The following is a 21,319-nucleotide window of genomic DNA, read 5'->3' as shown; positions in this document are numbered from 1 at the left end:
AATATAATATTAATTATAACAAATAACACTGAAACAAAACACGTTTCTTTATTATTGTTACGGATTTTCTAACCGGCGGTTGCCCGCATAAGGGCAAAACCGCTACAATTAAGAGTGTATTATTTTAATATGAAAAAAACAAAATTACTTTTGGTTACGGCTTTGCTTTTAACCGCGACGGGAGCGTTTTCTATGGCAGATATGTTTAATAAAGACGGTGTTTTACATTTTAATTACCAGGCGCAGGACTTGGCCCCGGCAGAGGCCGAAGCGCGCGTGAAACTGGAAAAAGATTTAGCCGCTTTAATTGCTATCCCGCAAGCGGAACGCACCTTTGAAAATACCATTATGGGCTACGAGCGCGCTTTTGACAATTACGGCAACGCCTTGGGGATGAGCGGATTTTTGTCTTATGTCTCCACGGATAAAAAATTCCGCGATGCCGCCAACGATTTACAAATGCAAATCAGCCAATATATGGTGGACGTAGCCACCCGGCGCGACGTCTATAAAGCCATACGCGAATATACCGATACCAACCCACGGTTGGACCCGGTGCAGGCAAAACTTGTTAAAGAAATGCTGATCGGGTTTAAAAACAGCGGTATGGATTTAAATGATGCGGATTTGGAAAAATTTAAGGCCTTAAATAAAGAAAAAGCCGAGTACATCATTAAGTTTGATAAAAATATCCAAGAGTACAAAGACCCCTTGGCCGTTACGCAAGAACAGTTACGGGGATTAGGCGAGGATTATATTCAAAAACTATCCAAAACAGATGACGGAAAATACTTGGTTACATTAGATTACCCCGACTATGTACCTTTTATGCAAAATGCCGATGACGAACAAGCCCGCAAAGAATTGGAATTTAAATTCAACCGCCGCGGCGGACAGGAAAATGTGGAACTGCTGGAAAAAACTCTTACCTTGCGCCGCGAAATTGCCCGCTTGCTCGGTTATAAAAATCACGCCGAACTACGGTTAGAGGACCGTATGGCCAAAAACCCCAAAACAGTAATGGCCTTTTTAAAAGATTTGCAAAAGAAATTAAAACCTCTTGGCAAAAAAGAAGATAAAGAAATGATTGCCTACAAAAATTCCAAAACAGGCAAAAACAGCCGCACGCTTTACTCGTGGGAGAGCGGCTATTGGAGCAATAAATTCCGCAAGGAAAATTTGGAACTGGACAGCGAAAAAATCAAAGAATATTTCCCGTCCCAAGTAGTGATTGACGGTATGCTTGATTTATTTGGCGGTGTTTTTGGCATTACCTTTGAACCGGTGGATATTCCCGTATGGCACCCGGACGTAAAGGCCTTTAAAATTAAAGACAAAGCCTCGGGTGAACTGGTGGCCTACTTTTATATGGACCTTTATCCGCGTGAAGGCAAATACAAACACGCGGCCTGCTTTGGCTTGGTAGAGGGGGAGGAAAAGCAGGACGGCACTTACCAAATTCCGTTCGTGGCGATAGTAGCCAATTTAAATAAACCCTCCGGCGATACGCCTTCTTTATTAAAACACGGTGAAGTGGAAACTTTATTCCACGAGTTTGGGCACGTCTTACATAATGCCTTAACCAAAGCCAAATATTCCGCCTTTTCGGGTACCAGCGTCAGTTGGGACTTTGTAGAAGCCCCCAGCCAAATGTTGGAACGCTGGGCGTGGGATCCGCAGGTGCTTAAAAAAATCAGCAAACACTATAAAACAGGCGAAGCCTTGCCGGATGATTTAATCAAACGGATGATTGCGGCCAAGAATTTCGGCGCGGGCGGAATGTACTTGCGGCAAGACTTTTTTGCCCAGTACGATATGACGCTCCATACGGCGGATACGACGCCAGACACCACCAAACTGTATTTTGAACTAACCAAAAAAATTCGCGGGCTTCCGCTTACAAAAGGCACAATTCCGCAGGCTTCTTTCGGTCATATTATGGGCGGTTATGATGCCGGATATTATGGTTATTTGTGGTCGGAAGTGATTGCCGAGGATTTCTTCGGTGAGTTTAAAAAGAACGGCATTTTTAACCCGGAAACGGGCTTGAAATTCCGCCGTGAAATTTTGGAGAAAGGCGGTACGCTGGACGAAGAAAAAATGGTAGAAAACTTTTTAGGCCGTCCGGCTGACAATAAACCGTTCTTAAAATCTATTGGGTTGGAGAATTTATGAGCGCGGTAATCGGTATTGATGTAGGTGGCTCCACCACTAAAATTGTGGGCTACACGGACGGCGGAAAATTAATTTCCGTTTTAAAAGTAGAAGCGGCCGACCCGTTGACCTCGGCTTACGGCGCGTTGGGTAAATTTATTAACGAAAATAATTTAACGCTGCCGGAAGTAAAGCAAATTATTTTAACGGGTGTCGGCTCCTCCTTGTTTAAAAAAGAGGTGTACGGTATACCCACTTCCAAAGTGGACGAATTTGAAGCCATTGGCCTGGGCGGGCTTGCGCTGTCCGGCAAAAAGGAAGGGCTGATTGTCAGTATGGGCACCGGAACGGCCTTTGTCCGCGCCGGGAAAGACGGCATCCGCCATATCGGCGGCTCAGGTGTGGGCGGCGGCACGGTGCTGGGTTTGTGCAGTAAACTGTGCGGGGCCACCTCGTTTAAAACGGTGGTGGAAATGGCTGCCGGCGGCTCTTTACAGCGGGTAGATTTAAACATCGGCGACATCAGCAAGGGAATAATCCCCACCTTGTCTGCCGATACAACAGCCTCCAATTTTGGCAAAATGGAAGACGGGGCCAGCCATAATGACTTGGCTCTCGGTATTTTAAATATGGCTTTTCAAACTATTGGGATGATGGCTGTTTTTGCCTGCCGCAACGATAGCGTGAAAGACGTAGTTTTAACAGGGACCTTAACCTTGGTTCCGTGCGCAAAAAAAGTATTTAATGCGTTGCACAAAATGCACGGCGTAAACTTTATTATTCCCCAAAATGCCATTTATGCTACGGCAACAGGGGCGGCTCTTTCGTATCTTTATAAAAACGGGAAAAAGGATGACGGCAAATAAAAATTCGTACAAAAAATCCAGTTTTGGCCCGGCCTTTTTATTTTTAGAAAAAGCCCGCAGAACAGCCTTGGCCGATTATTACGAATTTTGCCGCTTAATGGACGATATCGCGGACGAACCTGATGTAAAAAATCCGAAAGGGGAACTTTCCTTTTGGAAGGAAGAAGTGTCGCGTATGTATGAAGGAACACCTGTTACAGATTTGGGCCGCCGTTTACAAAAGGATGTCCGCTCCTTTGGTATGTTGCCGGACCGTTTTTTACTTTTAATAGAAGGAATGCAAGCCGATTTAGCGGGCCGTACCTATCAGACCGAACAAGAGTTGGAGTGGTATTTGCTGCGTGTGGCCGTGATTGTGGGGCGCGCTACGTTGGACATTTTGGGCGTAAAGGGCCAGCAGGCCGACCAATTATCCTGGGAATTGGGCAGTGCGGTGCAAATTACCAATATCATCCGCGACGTGGCCGACGATAAAAAACTGGGCCGCGTGTATCTTCCGGCGGAATTGCTTGCCAAATATGGCTTGACGCGCGAGGCTGTTTTGCAGGAAGAAATGCCTCCCAAATTGGCTGGGGTTTTGCGTGAGTTGTCTGCCCGGGCCGAAAAGCATTACCAAAAGGCTTTTAGTTTAATGGGTCTGTTCCCGCGCCTAAAAATGCTGCCGTGTAAAGTAATGGGGTATGTATATTTAAAAAATCTTGCTAAAATAAGAAAAGAAGGTTTTTTAGCAGCGGTTCCGGTGAAATTAACCAAGGGCGAAAAATTACGAAGCGTATTTTATGCATTATTCAAAACTATTTTCTAACGGTATTTTAATTGCTTGTTTGCTTACTCCGGTCTCCTCGTTTGCGGCGGATAAAGTGTCTGCTTGTGTGGAGAGCGGCAAAACGCTTTATGCCGCAAAAAATTATACCAAGGCCAAAGAAACCTTTACACGTTGTGTGAAAATGGATGCTTCTAATGTGGATGCTCTGTTGTCTTTGGCGGGAGTGCTTTTAACGCAGGACGATTTGAACGGAGCCGAAAAATATTTTAACGAAGCGTTAAAATATATGAAGCGTAATTCCCCGTATTGGTCTTATGTCTATTCTATGTTGGGGGATATTTCGCTCAAACGCCAGCAGAACGACCAGGCCCTTAAAATGTATTCTAAATCGTTGGAATATAATGCCGCTAATGTAAATTCCTTGGTCGGAAAAGGTGTTATTGTGGAGTATCAGGGCGACAAACAGGGCGCGGCGGAATATTACCGCTCGGCGATTGCCGTGGAGCCGATGAACTTAATCGCGCGGAAGCGGCTGGTGAATTTGGAGCCGGACTATTTAACCGACGAGGAAATACTGGAAGCCCTCAAACAACGCTATGCCGTCAAGCCGGAAACGGCCGAACTGACGGATGCGGACAGGGAATTATTTGCCGCAATTCACCGCGACGAACAACGCCAAGGCGTAACGTATTTAAAAAACAAATATCCCAAAATGCCGGGCGAGTATGTGGTAACGCTTAATAAAGGAACGGGTTTTGAGCGGGAAATTTTAACGCTGGACGGCTACAAAGCGCTTGAAAAAAGTATCGGGCAAGACGCGTTTAATGTATTCAACCGCGCGGGTGTAGCGGTGCGGGATATTTATAGCCTGCGCGATATGAAAGGCAACAAAATCTACACGCCCGAAAGCACCTTAACCGACAGCGGTTTTTATGTTTATACCGAAGCCTTAAAAAACCGTAAACGCTTTTTGCTCCCCAGCGAATCCGTCCCGCCGACCCCGGCCTTTTTGGCCCAGTTGGAACAGCGGCAAGAGGACTTGAAAAAGGCGGGCTATATTGAAATTTCCCGCTCCGAAGTAAAAATGCTGGAAAACCAAACCTTGTGTTCCGAGGATACTTTGCGCAAAAATTTGGGATTGTATGTTTTAAATATGTCCAAAAACGAGCGCCGCTATTTTGTCCAAGCCCGCACGTCGGACGATAAGGCGGGGGTATCTTACTATTATGTAATGTCCTCACGCAAGAAACGCAACCCCAAAGTAAAAGTTCCCTCCAACGCATTGGTGGAAACTTACGCTCTTTATGGCTACACGCTATGCGCGAGCGACGGCGAACTTATCCAATAAAAGCAGATTTGTTGACATGAAAATCCCCCGGGACTACGCGCCCGGGGGTACTTTTATATATTAAAACCCCGGGGAAATTGTAAAAAATTCCCCGGGGTTAAAGTCTTATATTTTGCCACAGAATCCGCGCGCATAAGGCGGGCTACTGGCTAATACTTACAAGTTATCTGCCGCGCAACGATTACAGTTCGTTTTGGGCGAGGACTTCTTGCAAGGTTTTGGCAGATTTTTGCAGGTCGGCCGCTTCTTGTTCGTTGATTTCAAACGGGACGTGTGTCTCTACACCGTTTCTGCCCACGATAGCCGGCATACTCAGCGCAATACCCGAAATGCCGTATTGGCCTTTCATTAAAGAAGAAATCGGCAAGATAGATTTCTCGTCGCGCACGATGGCTTCGCAAATGCGGCGCACGGCCATAGCAATACCGTAATAAGTGGCGCGTTTGCGTTTGATAATTTCGTACGCGCTATTTTTTACCTCATCAGCGATACGCTTCATTGCTTCCTCGTGCTTGAAGAAACCGCGCATTTCGCAGAATTTGTTTAATTTAATGCCGGACACGTTGGCGCAACTCCAAGCGGCAATTTCGCTGTCGCCGTGTTCGCCGATAATAAATGCGTGTACGCTGCGGCTGTCCACGTCCAAATGTTGGCCCAAGTTGTATTTCAGGCGCGCCGTATCCAACACGGTTCCGGAACCGAATACACGGTTGGCCGGGAAGCCGCTTAATTTAATGGCGACGGTAGTCAAAATATCCACCGGGTTGGCTATGATAAGCAAAATGCCTTTGTAATCAATTTTTTTGATTTCCGGGATAATAGACTTAAAGATAGCAATATTCTTTTTGACAAGGTCCAAGCGGGTTTCGCCAGGTTTTTGGTTGGCTCCCGCCGTAATAATGATAAGGCCGGCATCTTTTAAATCGCTATAATTACCGGCATAGATTTTCATCGGTTTGGCAAACGGCAGGCCGTGGCTGATATCCAGGGCTTCGCCTTCGGCGCGGGCTTTATCGGCATCAATAAGTACCATTTCGGTAAACATACCGCTCTGCATCAAACTAAAAGCGGAGGACGAGCCGACAAATCCGCAGCCAATAATGCCAACTTTGCTAAAATTGATATAATTTGTTTCCATACTTTTACTTCCCCCTTGGGGCTTTTGCCCCGCTGCTATTACTATACAAAATCTGTCTCTCTTATGGCACCATTAAAAAGAATTACTACTTAAAACTCCACGCGTTGCCCATAGTGTTTTCAATAAATTCCAGCAGCCCTTTGTGGAGTAAAATCCGCTTATTGGTGCGGATACGGTGCACTTTGTCCGGGTGTTCCTTGGAGGGAACCTCCAAATATATTACGGTGGTTCCGCGCGTCATATCCAAATAAGTACGCAACTTTTGCAGATTATTTTTGGAATAGTTTGCCGGAATATGGATGGTAAATTCCTTGGCGATATTGGAAATCAAATCCGTTACGCTGCTGACGCCCTTTAAGTTAAGTTCAATGCGTGCGCTGTCCTCGTCCACCTTAATATCGCCCATAAAGTTCAAAATGGCATTAGGCGCCAATTTGTGCGACATTCCCTCATAGGCCGACGCAAACGCATTAACCAAAATAGAGCCGGTACAGTCCTCAATCATCATTTGCGCCCACTCTTTCTTTTGTTTATTTTGACGTTTTTTAAAGAGTGTAATAATGCCTACAATGTTAAGCCGTCCCGCGGCGCGTCCTTCCAGAATATCAATAATCGGTGTACAGCGCAGTTGCTTTAAATAGTTTTGGTATTTAGCAATAGGATGCCCGCTGAAATAAAGGCCCAACACCTCTTTTTCATACGCGAGTAACTCGCTTTGTGTGAGCGGTTCTGCTTTAACGGCCGGCTTTTTCTTTACGCTTAACACGGCCGAAAAATCGTCGCCAAACAGGTTGCCCGCATCTTTTTCTTTTTCTTTGGCTACCAGGTGGGCGGTATCCACGGCATTGTCAATATTGGCTAACAGCGTGGCGCGGACGGCTTTGGGGTCCTCTCCCGGCATCATAGAGTCCAATGCCCCGGCCTTGGTTAAACTTTCAATTGTTTTCTTGTTGGCTTGGAACAGGTCAATACGGCTGCATAAATCTTCCAACGATTTATAAGGCCCGTCCTTTTTGCGTTCGCTGACGATAGAAAGACACGCTTCTTCCCCTGCGTTTTTAATGGCTTCCAAGGCGTAGCGGATGTATTCTTTGCCGTCAATTTCTTCAACGGAAAATTCCGGCTCGGATTTATTTACGTCCGGCGGAAGGGTGGAAAAACCCATTTTTTTGGCTTCTTCCAAATAGGTAACAATTTTGTTTTCTTTATCGTCGGAACCGATAGCGTTGTGCCCGATTTCGTTAGTCAGGGCCGCACACATAAATTCAATGGGATAGTTGGCTTTTAAATAGGCGGTTTGATACGAGACCAAACCATATGCAAACGAGTGGGATTTGTTAAAACCGTAGCCTGCAAAAGCCTTCATTTGTTCGTAAATATGCGTAGCGATTTTTTCGGAAATGTTATTCTTTTTACAACCCTCTACAAATTTCTTGCCGAACTTTTCCATTACGTCTAATTTCTTTTTACCCATAGCCTTACGCAAAGTATCAGCCTCGCCGGGGGTAAAGCCGCCCAATGTTTTGGAAATTTGCATAATCTGCTCCTGATACACCATACAACCGTAGGTGTCTTTCAGGGTTTCTTCCAACATAGGCGTTTCATAGACGATTTTTTCTTGTCCGTTTTTGCGGCGCACGAACATATCCATCATACCTGATTCCATCGGCCCGGGGCGGTAGAGCGCTACCAAGGCGGACACGTCGCTAAATTGGGTCGGCTGCAACTTTTTAATCAGGTCGCGCATACCGCCGCTTTCCAACTGGAAAATGCCCAGCGTTTTGCACGCGCAAAGCATTTCGTAGGTTTTTTTATCATCCAACGGAATTTTATTAATATCAAAATTGGGGTCGTGGCGGGCGCGAATCATTTTTTCGGCATTATCAATGACCGTTAAAGTACGCAAACCCAAAAAGTCCATTTTAAGTAACCCTAAATTGGAACACGGCTCCCCTTCAAACTGCGTAGTAATAGAATCACGCGCCCCGCGTGCCAAGGGAACATATTCGGATACTGCATCCTTAGTAATCAGTACCCCTGCGGCGTGAATGCCCGTATGGCGTTTTAATCCTTCAATTTTGCGGGCCATTTCAAAGAGTTTTTTGCTCTGCGGGTTGCGGTCAATTTCGTTTTTAAGTTCGTTGATTTCCAACGCCTTTTCCAATGTCATTTTAGGGTCATTGGGAATCATTTTGGCAATACGGTTGGATTCGGCTACCGGAATTTCCATCGCGCGGGCCACATCTTTTAAGGCCAGTTTGGCTTTCATTGTTCCAAAGGTGATAATTTGAGAAACTTTATCGTGTCCGTATTTGCCGCGCACATAGTCAATTACGCGTTCGCGCCCCGCGTCGGACATATCAATATCCAAGTCGGGCATACTTACACGGTCCGGGTTCAAAAAGCGTTCAAACAGCAGTTTGTTGACAATGGGGTCCACGCGCGTAATATCCATACTGTACGCAACCAAAGACCCGGCGCCGGAACCGCGCCCCGGCCCTATCGGGATTCCGTTTGCGCGTGCCCAGTTAATAAAGTCCTGTACAATAAGGAAGTAGCAGTCAAAGCCCATTGTAATAATAACATTGAATTCAAACTCCAACTGTTTCCAATAATGCTCCGGCACGTTGCCGTTCATTTTTTTGATAAGCCCTTTGCGGCAAATATCTTTAAAATATTCGGCGGAGTTGGGAAACTCTTTGGGAATATCAAAATTCGGCAAAATAAATCCGTGCTTTGGAAATTCCAAATTGCATTTTTCGGCAATTTCCAACGTATTGGAACAGGCTTGCGGCGTGTGCGAAAACAGTGCGCACATTTCTTCCGGCGATTTAAAATATAACTCGTGCGACATTTGCAAACGGTTGGGGTCGTTTAATGTCTTGCCCGTAGCAATACAAACGGCCACATCGTGCGCCAGCCAGTCATCTTTTTTATAATAGTGGCAGTCGTTGGTGGCCACGACGGGGATGCCCGTACGTTTGGCAACATCTTTTAAAAGAGGCAGCGATTCTACTTCCTCCCGTATGCCGTGGTCCATCAGTTCAATGTAATAATTCCCAACTCCAAAGATGTCTTGGTATTCTTTGGCAAGCGCACAGGCTTTTTCAAAGCCGCCCGGCTCGCGGACATATTGGGATAAAAAACCCTTTAAACAGCCGGATAAACAGAGTAATCCTCCGCTGTGTTGGGCTAAAATTTCCTTGTCTATGCGCGGGTGGTAATAAAAGCCGTCCACCCAGGCCATAGAGTTTAATTTCATTAAATTGCGGTAGCCCTCGTAGTTGCGGGCCAATAGGGTTAAGTGCCCGGTTCGCGATTTGTCCTTTTCGTTATATTTGCCTTCGGTAATGTAGAACTCGCACCCGATAATAGGCTTGATACCAGCCGCACGGCCTGTGTCGTAAAAGTCCAGCGCGCCGTACATATTGCCGTGGTCGGTCATTGCCATAGCGGGAATACCCTGCGCCGCTAAATCTTGCAAAAATTGCGAAGGTTTATGGTTGGAGGAGATGCGCAGCATCCCGTCCAAGAGAGAATATTCCGTGTGGTTGTGCAGTTGTACAAATTCAGCCATAGAGGCAAATCCTTTTAAATGGGCGGACAGATAAACAGTCCGGGCGGGTCCAAATGTTATAAGATATTTATATGAAACATTATAGTAAATTAAAAGAGACAACGATTTCCTCCAAAACACTCTATAAGGGTGTATTGGGTGTAAAGATGGACGAAGTAAAACTGGTAAACGGCAAAACCTCTACCCGGTTGTATTTTGACCACCGCGGAGCAAGCGGTGTGCTGCCGGTAGAGGACGGATACGTCTATTTAGTCCAGCAATACCGCTACCCGATTGGCCAGGTTACTTTGGAAATTCCAGCCGGAAAGCGTGAGGAAAACCAAACTTTTTTGATGTGCGCCGAAGCCGAGTTAAAACAAGAAACAGGATTGACGGCTAAAAACCTGCAAGAGGTAATGACGTTTCATCCTTGTAATGCTTTTTCCAACGAAATTCAGCATTTGTACTTGGCAACGGGGCTGACCCGCGGGGAAGACCAGCCGGATGAAGACGAATTTTTGAATTTAGAGCGAATCCCGTTGGATAAAGCCTATCAAATGGTGGAAAATGGCGAAATTACGGATGCCAAAACGGTGATTATGCTCCAATGGTATAGAATACATTTCCCTACTTTTTTTACCGAAAAAAAGTAGCAAAAAACTCGCCGCCCAAAGCGTTATAAAAAGTAGAGTTGAACGGATATTTTGATAACTCGCCCTAACAGACTCAAACAAATCAAAATATTTTTCCGTTCAACTTGCTTTTTATCGGCAACGCACAGGCGGCCTAAACAACAAAACAATAAAAATATATAAGGTCATCCTGAATTTAGTTCAGGATCTACTGCTTGGGTAGTTAGTTGTTGCTGTTGTTTTTAACAACCCAAGATGTAGATTCTGAAACTTATTAATAGACCCCGTACAGAAACCTTACGGGGTGCCACCTAGCGGAAAGGGTGGCAGTTCAAAATGACCTCCAATTTTTAACTTCTGTAAATTCAACAGACAATACGCCAAAAAGTTGTTATAATAAAAAATCATAGTGTAGGGCATAAACCCTACCACAAATTTATTCTGTTTTTGGAACCGCATAATTGTATGCGGATAGCTTTTGGGATACCAAAGGCCATAGCGAAGTCCAAAAACGGCTCGTTATTAGGCACAGTACAGCCGGACTAATTACCCGGCTGCACTGTGCCGAGTGTTTGCCGCCCCTAAACGGGCGGCAGACCACGGCTGTTATATTTGGGTTACTTCGCTAGGCTCAGATATAGCAGCCGTTTTTTATGCGCTGTTTTCTCCAAGGACAGAACAAGGAGAAAATAATGAAGAAAAATTTTATCTCTATTTTGTCATCCCCGAGGAATTTAGTCGGGGATCTGGTTTTATTCAAAAAAGGAAACGACAGATTCCCGAGCCCTGCGGGCCGCCTCACACTCGGGAAAGACAACTTTATGAAAAAAGAAGGTCATCCTGAACTTGTTTCAGGATCTACTACTTGGACCGTTTGCCGTGGCTTTACCCTCATTGAATTATTAGTCGTCGTACTTATCATTGGTATTTTGGCGGCGGTGGCCTCGCCACAGTATAACAAAGCGGTTTTAAAGTCCCGCTTTACCCAGGCCTTAACGGCGGCGAGCGCCCTTTCTATGGCGGAAGAAACATATTATATGGCGACGGGAAATTATACGGAGGATTTAACCGATTTGGATATTTCTATGCCCGGCACTCTATCTATGAATAATGCGATGGTGTCATCTTCGTGGGGAAATTGCCGAGTTGCAACATTGAATAGAGAAATTTACTGCCAAGTACAGGGAGGTTTGTTTTATCACGTTTATTTTGAACAGGCGGCTTGGATGCCGGGAACCCGTTGGTGTGGTATGGATAAAAAGGCTTCCAACTTGGAAACATTACAAAGTGTGTGTTTGTCTATGGGTGGTGTTATGAAAGCGGATATGGATGACGCGAAAACCTATCATTACCGGCTGCCGTAATAATTATTGATACTTTTTAGACTTGGTGCCCCCATCATAGGGGTCGCCTAATTCGCGGCGGATAAGTTCGTCAGCCAGGTTTTTGCCCTCGCCGTTGGTTACATCGCACAGTAGGCGGAAATATTTATCCCGGCCGCAGTCGGAAAGTGTAATAGGTTTTTGGTCCAAAAACGCTTGGGTAAATTCCTTAGCCATTTGTGCCAATTTCTTTTCTCTGCCCGTTTTGCCCTTGATTTCGGGGGTGTCCACTCCGCGCACGCGCACAGGTACTTTTTCGCAATACACGGCAAGGGAACAGTTTAAATTAATTTTAAACGTATCCCCGTCATATACCGAGGCAACAGACACATTTTTAAATATTTCCCCGTCCTCCACTTCGCCTGTTTGGGTGAGCGGTTTGCCTTGCTGTTGCATAATGTACAAAACAGCGGTGGCAATAACCGTTGCCCAAAATTTTACCTGCTTGTTGGTCTTGCGCGCGGAGTTTTTTCTTTTGCGGGGCATTTATTTCTCCGGGAACAGTACATTTAGCGCGCCGGGCTGTATGGTAATTTCCAGTTGGTCTTTGGTTTTGCGGGGTTCGCCGTCAATATGATAAACAATGTCGCCCGGCGAACGGATAACCGCGTGCTTGGCGTGCGTGGTTTCCGTAATACCAAAGGGCCGCCAGTTATCGGTAAAGAAAGACGGAGCCGCCAGGGCAAGTTTCCATTTGGGAGCATCTTGCACGATAACCATATCCAGTTCGCCGTCGCTTAAATTGGCTTTGGGGGCAATTTTAAAATTACTGCCATATTGGCGTCCGTTGGCAAAAACCAACGTTAGAGGGGCCAAGGTGCAAGGGGTGCCGTCCAAATCCAACTGTAAGGTTTTAGGCTTGTAAGAAAAAACTGTCTGTGCGCCGATTTTAAAATAAGGCCACATCCCGCGGATTCCTGTTTTCCCCTGCTCCATAAATTTCCAGGCAATTTCGGCTTCAATGCCGACCCCGGCTAAATTTAAAAAGAGTTCCCCGTTAGCGCGGCCCGCATCGCACTTGTGCATTTGGGCGCGTTGCAAGCGCATTACGGCTTCTTCAAACAAAAAGGGCATACCCAATTCGCGCGCAAAGCCGTTTCCCGACCCCTTAGGGATTACACCTAATGCCGTATTTGTACCCACCAGCCCGCGTGCGGTTTCGTTGATGGTGCCGTCCCCGCCGATTGCCACCACGGCTTCATATCCGTTGGCGGCGGCTTCTTGGGCCAGTTCCGTGGCGTGTCCGGCGGACTTAGTCAGGCGCATATCGGCCCCCGGAAAATTGAGTTGGATACATTTTGCCATTGTTTCCAGCCGGTCTTGGTCCAGAAAGGTTTTCCCGCTTTTAGGATTTAAAATAAAAAGAATTTTCATAATTTTTTCAGTTTTTCTTCTTCCGTTTGGCTGTTTTTAATGGTTTCGCACAAGCGTTCGGTTTTTAAGAGGCCGTTGCCTATTTGGGCCACTTTGCTTCCGGCAGATAATACAAACATCATCAGTACCGCAAAAAGACCGAGGTTTGCCAATGTGCTTAAATTTTTCATTGGCAGTAACATAGGCCCGTATTGGGTATTAATTTGCATATCCGCAAATTGCATAACGGGCATTACGGCCCCGCCGTTTACAAACACCTTGTACATCCCGGTTAGGGAGAAAAAAATTAATCCTAATCCGGCGCAAATCAGTAAGTATCCAAAAATTTTGTTCATAGAAAAATTATAACAAAACAAACAGGCAATCTGTAAGTTTGTCCGTTCAAAAACAGCAACCGCCACGCGGGGAAGCCTCTGTATTTGATATACTTTATTATATATGTATTAAACGCTATGTTAAGAAGGTTTTATGAAAACAAGTACAGAAATCAGAAACGGTTATTTACAATTTTTTCACTCCAAAGGTCTGCCGGTTATCGCGTCCAGTTCCCTTATTCCTCACTCGGACCCGACACTTCTTTTTACCTCTGCCGGTATGGTTCAATTTAAAGCCAACTTTTTAGGTATTGATGATTCTCTCAAAAATGCCACCACCTGCCAAAAATGCGTACGCACCACGGATATTGACAGTGTAGGTTTTACCGAACGCCATTTGACGTTTTTTGAAATGTTGGGCAACTTTTCTTTTGGGGATTATTTTAAAAAGGAAGCCATTGACTGGGCTTGGGAATATTTAACCAAGACGCTCGGCTTGTCGCCGGACAGACTGTATGTCAGCATCTATAAAGGCGGTATTGCTCCGCGTGATGAAGAAGCCTACAACTTGTGGTTGAAGTATGTGCCCAAAGAACGCATTTTTGAACTGGGCGAAGCGGACAACTTTTGGACGATGGGCTCTACCGGTCCGTGCGGCCCGTGCAGCGAAATTTATTACGATTTCGGCGATAAGGGCTGCAAAAATCCGCATTGTGATATCACCTGTGATTGCGGACGCTTTGTAGAAATTTGGAACATTGTATTTGAAAGTTATAACCGCCAAGAGGACGGGACCTTTAAACCGTTGCCCCACAACAATATTGATACGGGTATGGGTTTGGAACGGTTATGTATGGCAATGCAAAATGCCAAAAACGTGTTTGAAACGGACCTTTTCACCCCGCTTATCAACCGCGCCAAACAAGATTTGCATATTACGGGAAACACCAAAGAAGAAGTTTCCGCCTTGCGCATTATTGCGGACCACGTAAGAAGTTCCAGTTTTTTGATTGCTGAGGGGATTTTGCCCTCCAATGAGGGCCGCGGGTACATTTTGCGCCGCTTGATTCGCCGCGCCGCCCGTTATGCCAAATTAATGGGCAACGATAAACCCTACCTTTATACGCTGGTGCCCGTGGTAAAGGATATCTTTGCGGGGTTGTATCCGGAAATTGACAAAAATTTATCCCATATCCAAGATGTGCTGAAACTGGAAGAAAGCACTTTCTTAAAAACCTTGGTAAACGGAGAAGAAAAACTATCTGCCTTGCTCTCTTCTTGCGGCAACACCTTGCCCGGCGAAGAGGCTTTCCATTTGCACGAAACCTATGGCTTCCCCTTGGAACTGACCAAGGAAATTGCGGCTTCCAAAGGTATCACTGTGGAAGAAAAAGGTTACGAAAAAGCCAAATCTGCCGCGCAGGAAAAAAGCCGCTCGTATGCGGACGAATTTACCAAAGACAAAGCCTATATGATGCAGCACGTGGAAACCCACAACCCGGCCACCGTATTTACGGGGTACGATACGCTGACGGACGAGGGCACAGTGTTGATGTTATTAAATGACAAATTTGAACTGACGGACGAAGTAAACGGCGAAGGTTATGCTGTTTTTGACCGCACTCCGTTCTATGCCGAATCCGGCGGACAGGTGGGCGATAAAGGCATTATTTTGGCCGACGGAAAAGAAATTGCCCGCGTGGACGATGTGCAAAAGCCCATCTCTAAGGTGTTCTTGCATAAATTTTCCGGCTTGCTGAAAAAAGGCCAAAAGGTTACTCTTGCGGTGAACGCGGCCTTGCGCAAACGCTGTATGGCAAACCACAGCGCAATTCACTTGGTCAATGCGGCCTTGCGTCAGGTATTTGGGCCGTCCGTACATCAAAGCGGTTCTTACGTCTCTCCGGAGCGTTTCCGCTTTGACTATACACTTTCAAAAACCCCGACGGCCGAGGAATTAAACACGGCTTGGGAAATTGCCAATCAAGCCGCCGAAGATGCTCTGCCCGTGGCTTGTGAGGTGCGTCCGCTTGCCGATGCCGAAAAATTAGGTGCGGTAACTTTGCTTGGCGAAACATACGCCGACCCTGCGCGCTTTGTGTTAATGGGTGGCAGTTTTGCTCATCCGGAACAAAAGTACAGTTTGGAACTCTGTGCCGGTACACACGTTAAGAATACGGCGGACGTAATGACGGTTTTGGTGCTTAAAGAAGGTTCTGTTTCCGCCGGAGTGCGCCGCGTAGAAGGTGTGGCGGGATATGCCGCGCTGGACTATTTAAAGAACGTAAACCGCCAGGCCGAAGAGTTGTCCGTACGCTTGGAAGTTCCGTCCAAAGATGTTTTTGCCCGCGTTAATGCGATTGCGGACGAATTGAAAGAAGTGAAAAAACGCTACCTGCAATTCCGCGAAAAAACCTTGGCCGCCGGAGGCATTAACGAGATGAGTTTCACGCTGAAAAACGGCACGGTTTTGGTCGTGCGTAATGCCGAAGGGGCCGAACCTAAGGAATTGCGCAATATTGCCGATACAATTGCACAAAAATATAAGCAAGCATTAATTATTGTAACTTGCGATAAAGAGGGCAAACGCGCCTTTGTTGTTAAGACAGCGGGAAAATTACCTAATACGGATGCTGCTGCGGTTGCCAAGCAAATTGCGGCAGATCTAAACGGCCGCGCGGGAGGACGCGCCGACTTCGCCCAAGGCGGCGGCGAGGCCAAACGCCCGTGGCAAGAGTTTATTGACGGCTTAAAAGGCTCGTTATAAGGCTTTTGCCGGACACTAGCACCGCGAGTTTTCTCTGCGGTTGTGCCGGTATAGTTCTGTAACCAAACACCCCGGGGGAAGAAACCCCGGGGTGTTTGCTTCCTGTTATAGTGGTTATCCGCCCCATCACCGTAGTCTGGTATTTGCCGTTTTGTCCTCCTCCTCCCCGATAACATTTTTTGGAAACAACGATACAACAGCAGATGCCGACGCGCCAACAAGTGGCGGTTAATTCTTATTGAAGTAAGTTGCCTGCTTTTCTATCCCATAAAAAAACCACCCGTAAGGGTGGTTAAATGGTGGTAGGAATAGGATTCGAACCTATGTAGGGCGTAGCCCGACGGTTTTACAGACCGTTGCTTTTGACCGCTCAGCCATCCTACCGAACAAAACATTAAAAACGCCGGAACTTAAAAGTTCCGGACCGTAGTTATTACTTAAACAACTAGGTACAAATATTATAACAAAAAATTACGTTTCTGTCATTTCTTTATCTATGTATAAAATTATTCTCCACATAAAAGGTTGCCGTCGGGCCATAAAAGGGGAAAAATTGCTAGAATATCACTATGCAAAAGACTGCCCTTACCCCTTTAATGAAGCAATATTTTGACACACGGGCCAAGTATCCCGATATCGTGTTGTTTTTCCGTCTGGGTGATTTTTACGAAATGTTTGATGACCAGGCGCGCGAAATTAGCGCCCTTTTGGGTCTTACTCTTACTGCGCGCAACGGTATGCCGATGTGTGGTATTCCGTATCACGCGGCCAATAACTATATTGTCCGCTTATTAAATGCGGGGAAAAAAATCGGTATTTGCGAGCAAACCAGTACGGTAATGGACAAAAACACCAAACTGTTTGAACGCAAAGTTATTCGCGTGATTACCCCCGGTACGCTAATGGAAGACACCTTGCTGGATGCCAACCAATCCAATTATTTGGTTTCTGTTATGTCGTTGCCAACGGGGTGGGCAATGGCGTGCGTGGAGGTTTCCACAGGAGAATTTTGGATAAACCAGAACGATAAAGATATTTCTTTAACCAATCTGGCCGCCGCTTTGGCCGCGGTAAATCCTTCCGAAATTATTGCGGATAAAGACACCCTTTTGCAACTTAAAACTAAAATTGTTTTGCCCGCTAATTTAACGCTTACCGAGCAACCCGCTTTTGACGGGGACTATACCCTTCCGGAAAATTGGCCTGCACTGAGCGCGTGGGGCAGTAAGCGCAGTGCCTTGGCGTGCGCGCTCCTTATTATGCGGTATTTAAACGTTACCGAGCCTAGTTTTAAACGGGTGCTGGTTCCGTCCTACCGAGAACTGAAAGATTGCCTGCAAATTGACGAAAATGCCGTAGCCTCTTTGGAATTGGTTAAAAGCCAGGAAGGGAACAGAAAAGGCAGTTTATGGGCCTTGTTGGATAAAACGAAAACAGCGGTGGGCAGCCGCAAGTTAAAGGAGTGGATTTTGCATCCGCTTATGGACCCGGCGGATATTGCCGTGCGCCAAAACGCGGTGGAGGGATTTGTAAATAATCAATCGGCCCTTGCCGATTTATCTGCCCTGTTGGAAAACATTTCCGATATTGAGCGCATTATGACGCGCACCGCTACGGGTACGGCTTCTCCGCGCGATATGTCTGGCTTGCGCAATTCCCTTTTAAGCGTGGACCCGATTGCCCGTTGGTTTGAACAATACGGACGCGTCGCGCCGTATTTGGCTGCATCGTTCAAGGAGCATTTGCCAGTGCTGCGCGATATGGCGCGTGTGCTGTATGATGCTATTAGTGAAAATCCGCCCTTAAAAATTTCCGACGGACACGTCATCCGTCAAGGTTACAATGCCGGGTTAGATGAACTTCGCTCGCTCAAAGCCAACAGCAATAAATGTATGGAAGATATCTGTGCGCGCGAACGCGAAAAAACAGGTATTACTACCTTAAAAGTGGGTTATACTTCTGTTTTTGGTTATTATTTTGAAGTTACCAAAAGCCATATTGCCAAAGTGCCTTATAACTATGTGCGAAAGCAAACTTTGGTAAATGCCGAGCGTTTTATTACCGAAGAACTCAAACAACTGGAAGACAAAATCTTAAATGCCGAGCAAAAAATTATCCGTTTGGAAAGCAGTTTGTTTGATGAAGTCCGCAAAACCTTGGCGGCGCAAATTAACCATTTGAAAGCCTTTGCGCAAATTGTTGCGGAACTGGACGTATATATGTCCCTTGCGTTAGATGCCATGAAAGGCAACTGGACTAAGCCGGAGGTAAACAACGGAACCGAACTGTATTACGAAAACGGAAGACATCCGTTAGTGGAAGACACCTTGCCCGCGGGCAGTTTTGTGCCGAATAATTTGAATATCGGCAGCCAGCAAATCCAAATTATGCTGATTACCGGCCCCAATATGGGGGGAAAGAGCGTATTTTTAAAGCAAACCGCTATTATTACGATTTTAGCGCAAATGGGCAGTTTTGTGCCCGCTTCGGCGGCGCGTTTGGGCGTGGTGGATAAAATTATGACGCGTATCGGTGCGCACGATGCGTTGGGCCGAGGCAATTCTACCTTTATGGTGGAAATGAACGAAACGTCCCATATTTTGGCTTCTATGACTCCGCGCAGTTTGATTTTATTGGACGAAGTTGGCCGCGGAACTTCTACCTTTGACGGAATTTCTATTGCGTGGGCCATTGTGGAATATTTATATAAACCGCACGGCGGCCCCAAGGTGCTGTTCGCCACGCATTATTTTGAACTGGTGGATTTGGAAAACAAGTATGCCCGCGTGCGCAACTATCACGTGGAGGCCAAGGAATATCAAGATGCTTCCGGCGAAAGCAAACTGGCTTTTTTATATCAAATTTTACCGGGCGCGGCAGACCGCTCGTATGGGATTCACGTCGCTGAGATTGCGGGCTTGCCGGCGGCCTGTACCTTGCGCGCCAAAAAGGTTCTCAAAGATTTAGAGGCAAAAAAAGGTTCCAAAATTTCCGCCAAAGAGCAAGATATGGTCAAAGATTTATTTTCCTCTCCCATTGTGGAGGAAATCAAACTGGCCGATACCGACCAGTTGACCCCTATGGCGGCATTGCAGTTAATTTGCGAGTGGAAGAAACGGATTAATGAGTAATATTCATCTATTGGACGAAAAAACCGCCGGAAAAATCGCCGCGGGCGAGGTAATTGAACGCCCGGCGGGCGTGCTTAAAGAACTGCTGGAAAACGCAGTGGACGCGGGCGCGAGTGCCATTAATATTGATATAGAAGGCGCCGGCCGCACCTTAATCCGCATTAACGATAACGGGTGCGGAATGAGCGAAGATGACCTGCTGTTGAGTATCCAGCGCCACGCTACCAGCAAAATTAATTCATTTAGTGATTTGGAAACCTTGCAAACATTTGGTTTTCGTGGGGAGGCCCTGTATTCTGTGGCGGCTGTATCGCGGATGGCGATTACCAGTTGCCGGGAAAGCGGGCAGGGGCACCGGGTGGAAATTCACGCCGGAAAGATTTTTGCCCAAAGTCCGGCTCCGTCTATCAAGGGAACTACGGTGGAAATTCGTGATTTGTTTTATAATGTTCCCGCGCGCCTAAAATTTTTGAAAAGTGATTCATACGAACGTGCTTGCTTGTTAAAGGTGATTGAGGAAAGCGCGCTTGCCAATTTAAAGGTTGGCTACCGCGTGATGATTAACGGACGTTTTGTGTATGATTTACCCGCCCAAACAGGCGAACTGCCGCAAAGCGCCGTGACCCGCGCCAAACAAATTTTGGGCGAAGAAGTGGCGCAGTCTCTTTTATTTAAAGAATTTGGGGAACTGGGCCTGAAACTCTTTTTGACCCCCGCTGACAAATTGGTTTCTGTGCGGGATATGCAATATATTTTTGTAAACCGCCGTCCGATTGATTCCAAAACCGTCCAACAGGCTATTTATAAGGCTTATCAAAATGTCCGCCCGAAGGACCGCCACCCGGCATTTTTAGTGTATATGACGTTAAATCCTGCGGATTTTGATGTAAATATTCATCCTCAAAAGCGCGATATCCGCTTTGTAAACGAAAGTAAGGTTTTTGGCTTTGTAATGAACGCGGCGGGAGAAACTATTTTCAAAAATGCGCGTCCGGTGCAAGTAACGCTGCCTCCCAAAATAGATTTGCCGGCCCCTGCACAGCCTGCGGCGGAGAAATTATTTACACCCTCCCCGATGGAAACCTTTGCCCAAACGGTGGCGGAACCTTTAAAATTGGGTGATTTTAAACCTAAAAATAATTTTACTTTACGGGAAACCGAGGAACCAGCCGAATATGTGGCCCGGCCGGAGGAACCGTCCAAAATGCCGTCTGTTCCGGCTAAGTCCGTGGCATCACCTGCTGAACCGGCAGATTTGGTTTCTGCTGATGCGCCGGAGTGGTACCGTGGCCCGTATCATTATTTGGGCCAGTTACAGCGCAGTTATCTGTTGTTTGAAAATCCGTTGGGGTTGGTGATAATTGACCAGCACGCCGCGCAGGAGAGAGTCCTGTTTGAGCATTATTTGGAGGCTTTTGAAGCCCGCTCCGTAAAGGTGCAAAAACTGCTTTTCCCGGTACACGTTGACTTGCCCCCGTCCAATACGGAAACGCTTTTATCTTGGGCCGGTTGGCTTAAAACGGCGGGTTTTGAGTTAGAGCCTTTTTCTGCCCGTACGGTACTGGTGCGCACAATGCCGCATATGATTCGCTTTAAAGAGGACGATATGAAAGAATTTATCGTCTCTTTGTCGCAGGTGGTAGGGGACCCGTCTAAATCTACCGAAACCTTAAAGCGCAAAATGGTGGCAATGCTGGCCTGTAAAAAAGCCATTAAAGCGCACGACCAAATATCGCCTGCCGAAGCCGAAGGCCTTTTGGAGAATATGAAGAAATGCAAGGACGGAATGCATTGTCCGCACGGACGTCCGTGCGTAGCGCAACTGGATATGAAGCAGTTGGATAAACTTTTTGGTCGCTAATTTATCAAACACCTAGTAAAAAGCCCCGCC

Annotated in this window: 14 protein-coding genes and 1 tRNA gene; 9 read left to right on the top strand and 6 right to left on the bottom strand. The window is 46.4% G+C overall.

The genetic code is table 11. From position 1 onward, the window contains the following. Window positions 1-129 precede the first annotated feature (129 nt). Genes ACQY2K_RS05090 through ACQY2K_RS05075 form a run of 4 tightly spaced genes read left to right on the top strand, consistent with a single transcriptional unit; the run spans window position 130 to window position 5,134 of the window. On the top strand, window positions 130-2,175 hold the full coding sequence (locus ACQY2K_RS05090) for a M3 family metallopeptidase (RefSeq protein ID WP_428040988.1): 2,046 nt from the start codon (window positions 130-132) through the stop codon (window positions 2,173-2,175). Continuing rightward, entirely contained in the window at window positions 2,172-3,020 is an 849-nt protein-coding gene (gene coaW / locus ACQY2K_RS05085; protein ID WP_428038227.1) for a type II pantothenate kinase, read from the top strand. Before ACQY2K_RS05090 ends, coaW begins: the two co-directional genes overlap by 4 nt. Then, window positions 3,007-3,825 carry a phytoene/squalene synthase family protein gene (locus ACQY2K_RS05080; protein WP_428040987.1) on the top strand — a complete coding sequence of 273 codons (819 nt, stop codon included), beginning with the start codon at window positions 3,007-3,009 and terminating at the stop codon, window positions 3,823-3,825. Before coaW ends, ACQY2K_RS05080 begins: the two co-directional genes overlap by 14 nt. Beyond that, window positions 3,800-5,134, top strand: a complete 1,335-nt coding sequence (locus ACQY2K_RS05075) for a tetratricopeptide repeat protein (RefSeq protein ID WP_428040986.1) — start codon at window positions 3,800-3,802, stop codon at window positions 5,132-5,134. The genes ACQY2K_RS05080 and ACQY2K_RS05075 overlap by 26 nt, the downstream gene beginning before the upstream one ends. 181 nt (window positions 5,135-5,315) lie before the next feature. Here ACQY2K_RS05075 and ACQY2K_RS05070 read toward each other — a convergent pair whose 3' ends face one another. Continuing rightward, the gene (locus ACQY2K_RS05070; RefSeq protein ID WP_428040985.1) at window positions 5,316-6,272 is read right to left on the bottom strand and encodes an L-lactate dehydrogenase; all 957 of its coding nucleotides are present in this window, start codon (window positions 6,270-6,272) and stop codon (window positions 5,316-5,318) included. An 85-nt stretch (window positions 6,273-6,357) separates the two neighbouring features. Then, window positions 6,358-9,849, bottom strand: a complete 3,492-nt coding sequence (gene dnaE, locus ACQY2K_RS05065) for a DNA polymerase III subunit alpha (protein ID WP_428040984.1) — start codon at window positions 9,847-9,849, stop codon at window positions 6,358-6,360. 71 nt (window positions 9,850-9,920) lie between these two features. On the opposite strand from dnaE, the gene ACQY2K_RS05060 reads away from it, so the two are divergent. Both ACQY2K_RS05060 and ACQY2K_RS05055 read left to right on the top strand, forming a co-directional pair. Then, window positions 9,921-10,481, top strand: a complete 561-nt coding sequence (locus ACQY2K_RS05060; protein ID WP_428040983.1) for an NUDIX domain-containing protein — start codon at window positions 9,921-9,923, stop codon at window positions 10,479-10,481. Window positions 10,482-11,152: 671 nt separating this feature from the next. Continuing rightward, window positions 11,153-11,824, top strand: a complete 672-nt coding sequence (locus ACQY2K_RS05055; protein WP_428040982.1) for a type IV pilin protein — start codon at window positions 11,153-11,155, stop codon at window positions 11,822-11,824. Window positions 11,825-11,827: 3 nt separating this feature from the next. Here ACQY2K_RS05055 and ACQY2K_RS05050 read toward each other — a convergent pair whose 3' ends face one another. The 3 genes from ACQY2K_RS05050 to ACQY2K_RS05040 are packed head-to-tail and all read right to left on the bottom strand — an operon-like array spanning window position 11,828 to window position 13,551. Further along, window positions 11,828-12,328 (bottom strand): thermonuclease family protein, encoded by a 501-nt coding sequence (locus ACQY2K_RS05050; RefSeq protein ID WP_428040981.1) that lies wholly within the window; start codon window positions 12,326-12,328, stop codon window positions 11,828-11,830. Continuing rightward, on the bottom strand, window positions 12,329-13,216 hold the full coding sequence (locus ACQY2K_RS05045) for a diacylglycerol/lipid kinase family protein (protein WP_428040980.1): 888 nt from the start codon (window positions 13,214-13,216) through the stop codon (window positions 12,329-12,331). It abuts the gene before it with no gap. Beyond that, on the bottom strand, window positions 13,213-13,551 hold the full coding sequence (locus ACQY2K_RS05040; protein ID WP_177746593.1) for a hypothetical protein: 339 nt from the start codon (window positions 13,549-13,551) through the stop codon (window positions 13,213-13,215). The genes ACQY2K_RS05045 and ACQY2K_RS05040 overlap by 4 nt, the downstream gene beginning before the upstream one ends. A 133-nt stretch (window positions 13,552-13,684) precedes the next feature. On the opposite strand from ACQY2K_RS05040, the gene alaS reads away from it, so the two are divergent. Then, a complete protein-coding gene (gene alaS, locus ACQY2K_RS05035) occupies window positions 13,685-16,297 on the top strand; it encodes an alanine--tRNA ligase (RefSeq protein WP_428040979.1) in 2,613 nt (870 codons plus the stop codon). Between the two features lie 297 nt (window positions 16,298-16,594). Here alaS and ACQY2K_RS05030 read toward each other — a convergent pair. After that, a tRNA-Tyr gene (locus ACQY2K_RS05030) sits at window positions 16,595-16,681 on the bottom strand. A gap of 185 nt (window positions 16,682-16,866) precedes the next feature. Between ACQY2K_RS05030 and mutS the strand changes: the two genes are divergently transcribed. Together mutS and mutL are read left to right on the top strand one after the other, a co-directional pair. Continuing rightward, a complete protein-coding gene (gene mutS, locus ACQY2K_RS05025) occupies window positions 16,867-19,428 on the top strand; it encodes a DNA mismatch repair protein MutS (RefSeq protein WP_428040978.1) in 2,562 nt (853 codons plus the stop codon). Then, a complete protein-coding gene (gene mutL / locus ACQY2K_RS05020) occupies window positions 19,421-21,289 on the top strand; it encodes a DNA mismatch repair endonuclease MutL (protein ID WP_428040977.1) in 1,869 nt (622 codons plus the stop codon). Before mutS ends, mutL begins: the two co-directional genes overlap by 8 nt. Window positions 21,290-21,319: the final 30 nt, after the last annotated feature.

The sequence above is a fragment of the Candidatus Avelusimicrobium fimicolum genome, from assembly GCF_021632165.1.
Classification (GTDB): domain Bacteria; phylum Elusimicrobiota; class Elusimicrobia; order Elusimicrobiales; family Elusimicrobiaceae; genus Avelusimicrobium; species Avelusimicrobium fimicola.
The sequence above is the reverse complement of the archived record's forward strand: the minus strand, read 5'-3'. Positions and strand labels throughout refer to the sequence as shown.

Excerpts from the sequence above, each read along its gene's own strand:
- ACQY2K_RS05050 (WP_428040981.1), bottom strand. The coding sequence starts at position 12,328 with ATGCCCCGCAAAAGAAAAAACTCCGCGCGCAAGACCAACAAGCAGGTA.
- ACQY2K_RS05080 (WP_428040987.1), top strand. The coding sequence starts at position 3,007 with ATGACGGCAAATAAAAATTCGTACAAAAAATCCAGTTTTGGCCCGGCC.
- ACQY2K_RS05060 (WP_428040983.1), top strand. The coding sequence starts at position 9,921 with ATGAAACATTATAGTAAATTAAAAGAGACAACGATTTCCTCCAAAACA.
- mutL (WP_428040977.1), top strand. The coding sequence starts at position 19,421 with ATGAGTAATATTCATCTATTGGACGAAAAAACCGCCGGAAAAATCGCC.
- ACQY2K_RS05055 (WP_428040982.1), top strand. The coding sequence starts at position 11,153 with ATGAAGAAAAATTTTATCTCTATTTTGTCATCCCCGAGGAATTTAGTC.
- alaS (WP_428040979.1), top strand. The coding sequence starts at position 13,685 with ATGAAAACAAGTACAGAAATCAGAAACGGTTATTTACAATTTTTTCAC.
- ACQY2K_RS05070 (WP_428040985.1), bottom strand. The coding sequence starts at position 6,272 with ATGGAAACAAATTATATCAATTTTAGCAAAGTTGGCATTATTGGCTGC.
- coaW (WP_428038227.1), top strand. The coding sequence starts at position 2,172 with ATGAGCGCGGTAATCGGTATTGATGTAGGTGGCTCCACCACTAAAATT.
- ACQY2K_RS05090 (WP_428040988.1), top strand. The coding sequence starts at position 130 with ATGAAAAAAACAAAATTACTTTTGGTTACGGCTTTGCTTTTAACCGCG.
- mutS (WP_428040978.1), top strand. The coding sequence starts at position 16,867 with ATGCAAAAGACTGCCCTTACCCCTTTAATGAAGCAATATTTTGACACA.
- ACQY2K_RS05045 (WP_428040980.1), bottom strand. The coding sequence starts at position 13,216 with ATGAAAATTCTTTTTATTTTAAATCCTAAAAGCGGGAAAACCTTTCTG.
- dnaE (WP_428040984.1), bottom strand. The coding sequence starts at position 9,849 with ATGGCTGAATTTGTACAACTGCACAACCACACGGAATATTCTCTCTTG.
- ACQY2K_RS05075 (WP_428040986.1), top strand. The coding sequence starts at position 3,800 with ATGCATTATTCAAAACTATTTTCTAACGGTATTTTAATTGCTTGTTTG.
- ACQY2K_RS05040 (WP_177746593.1), bottom strand. The coding sequence starts at position 13,551 with ATGAACAAAATTTTTGGATACTTACTGATTTGCGCCGGATTAGGATTA.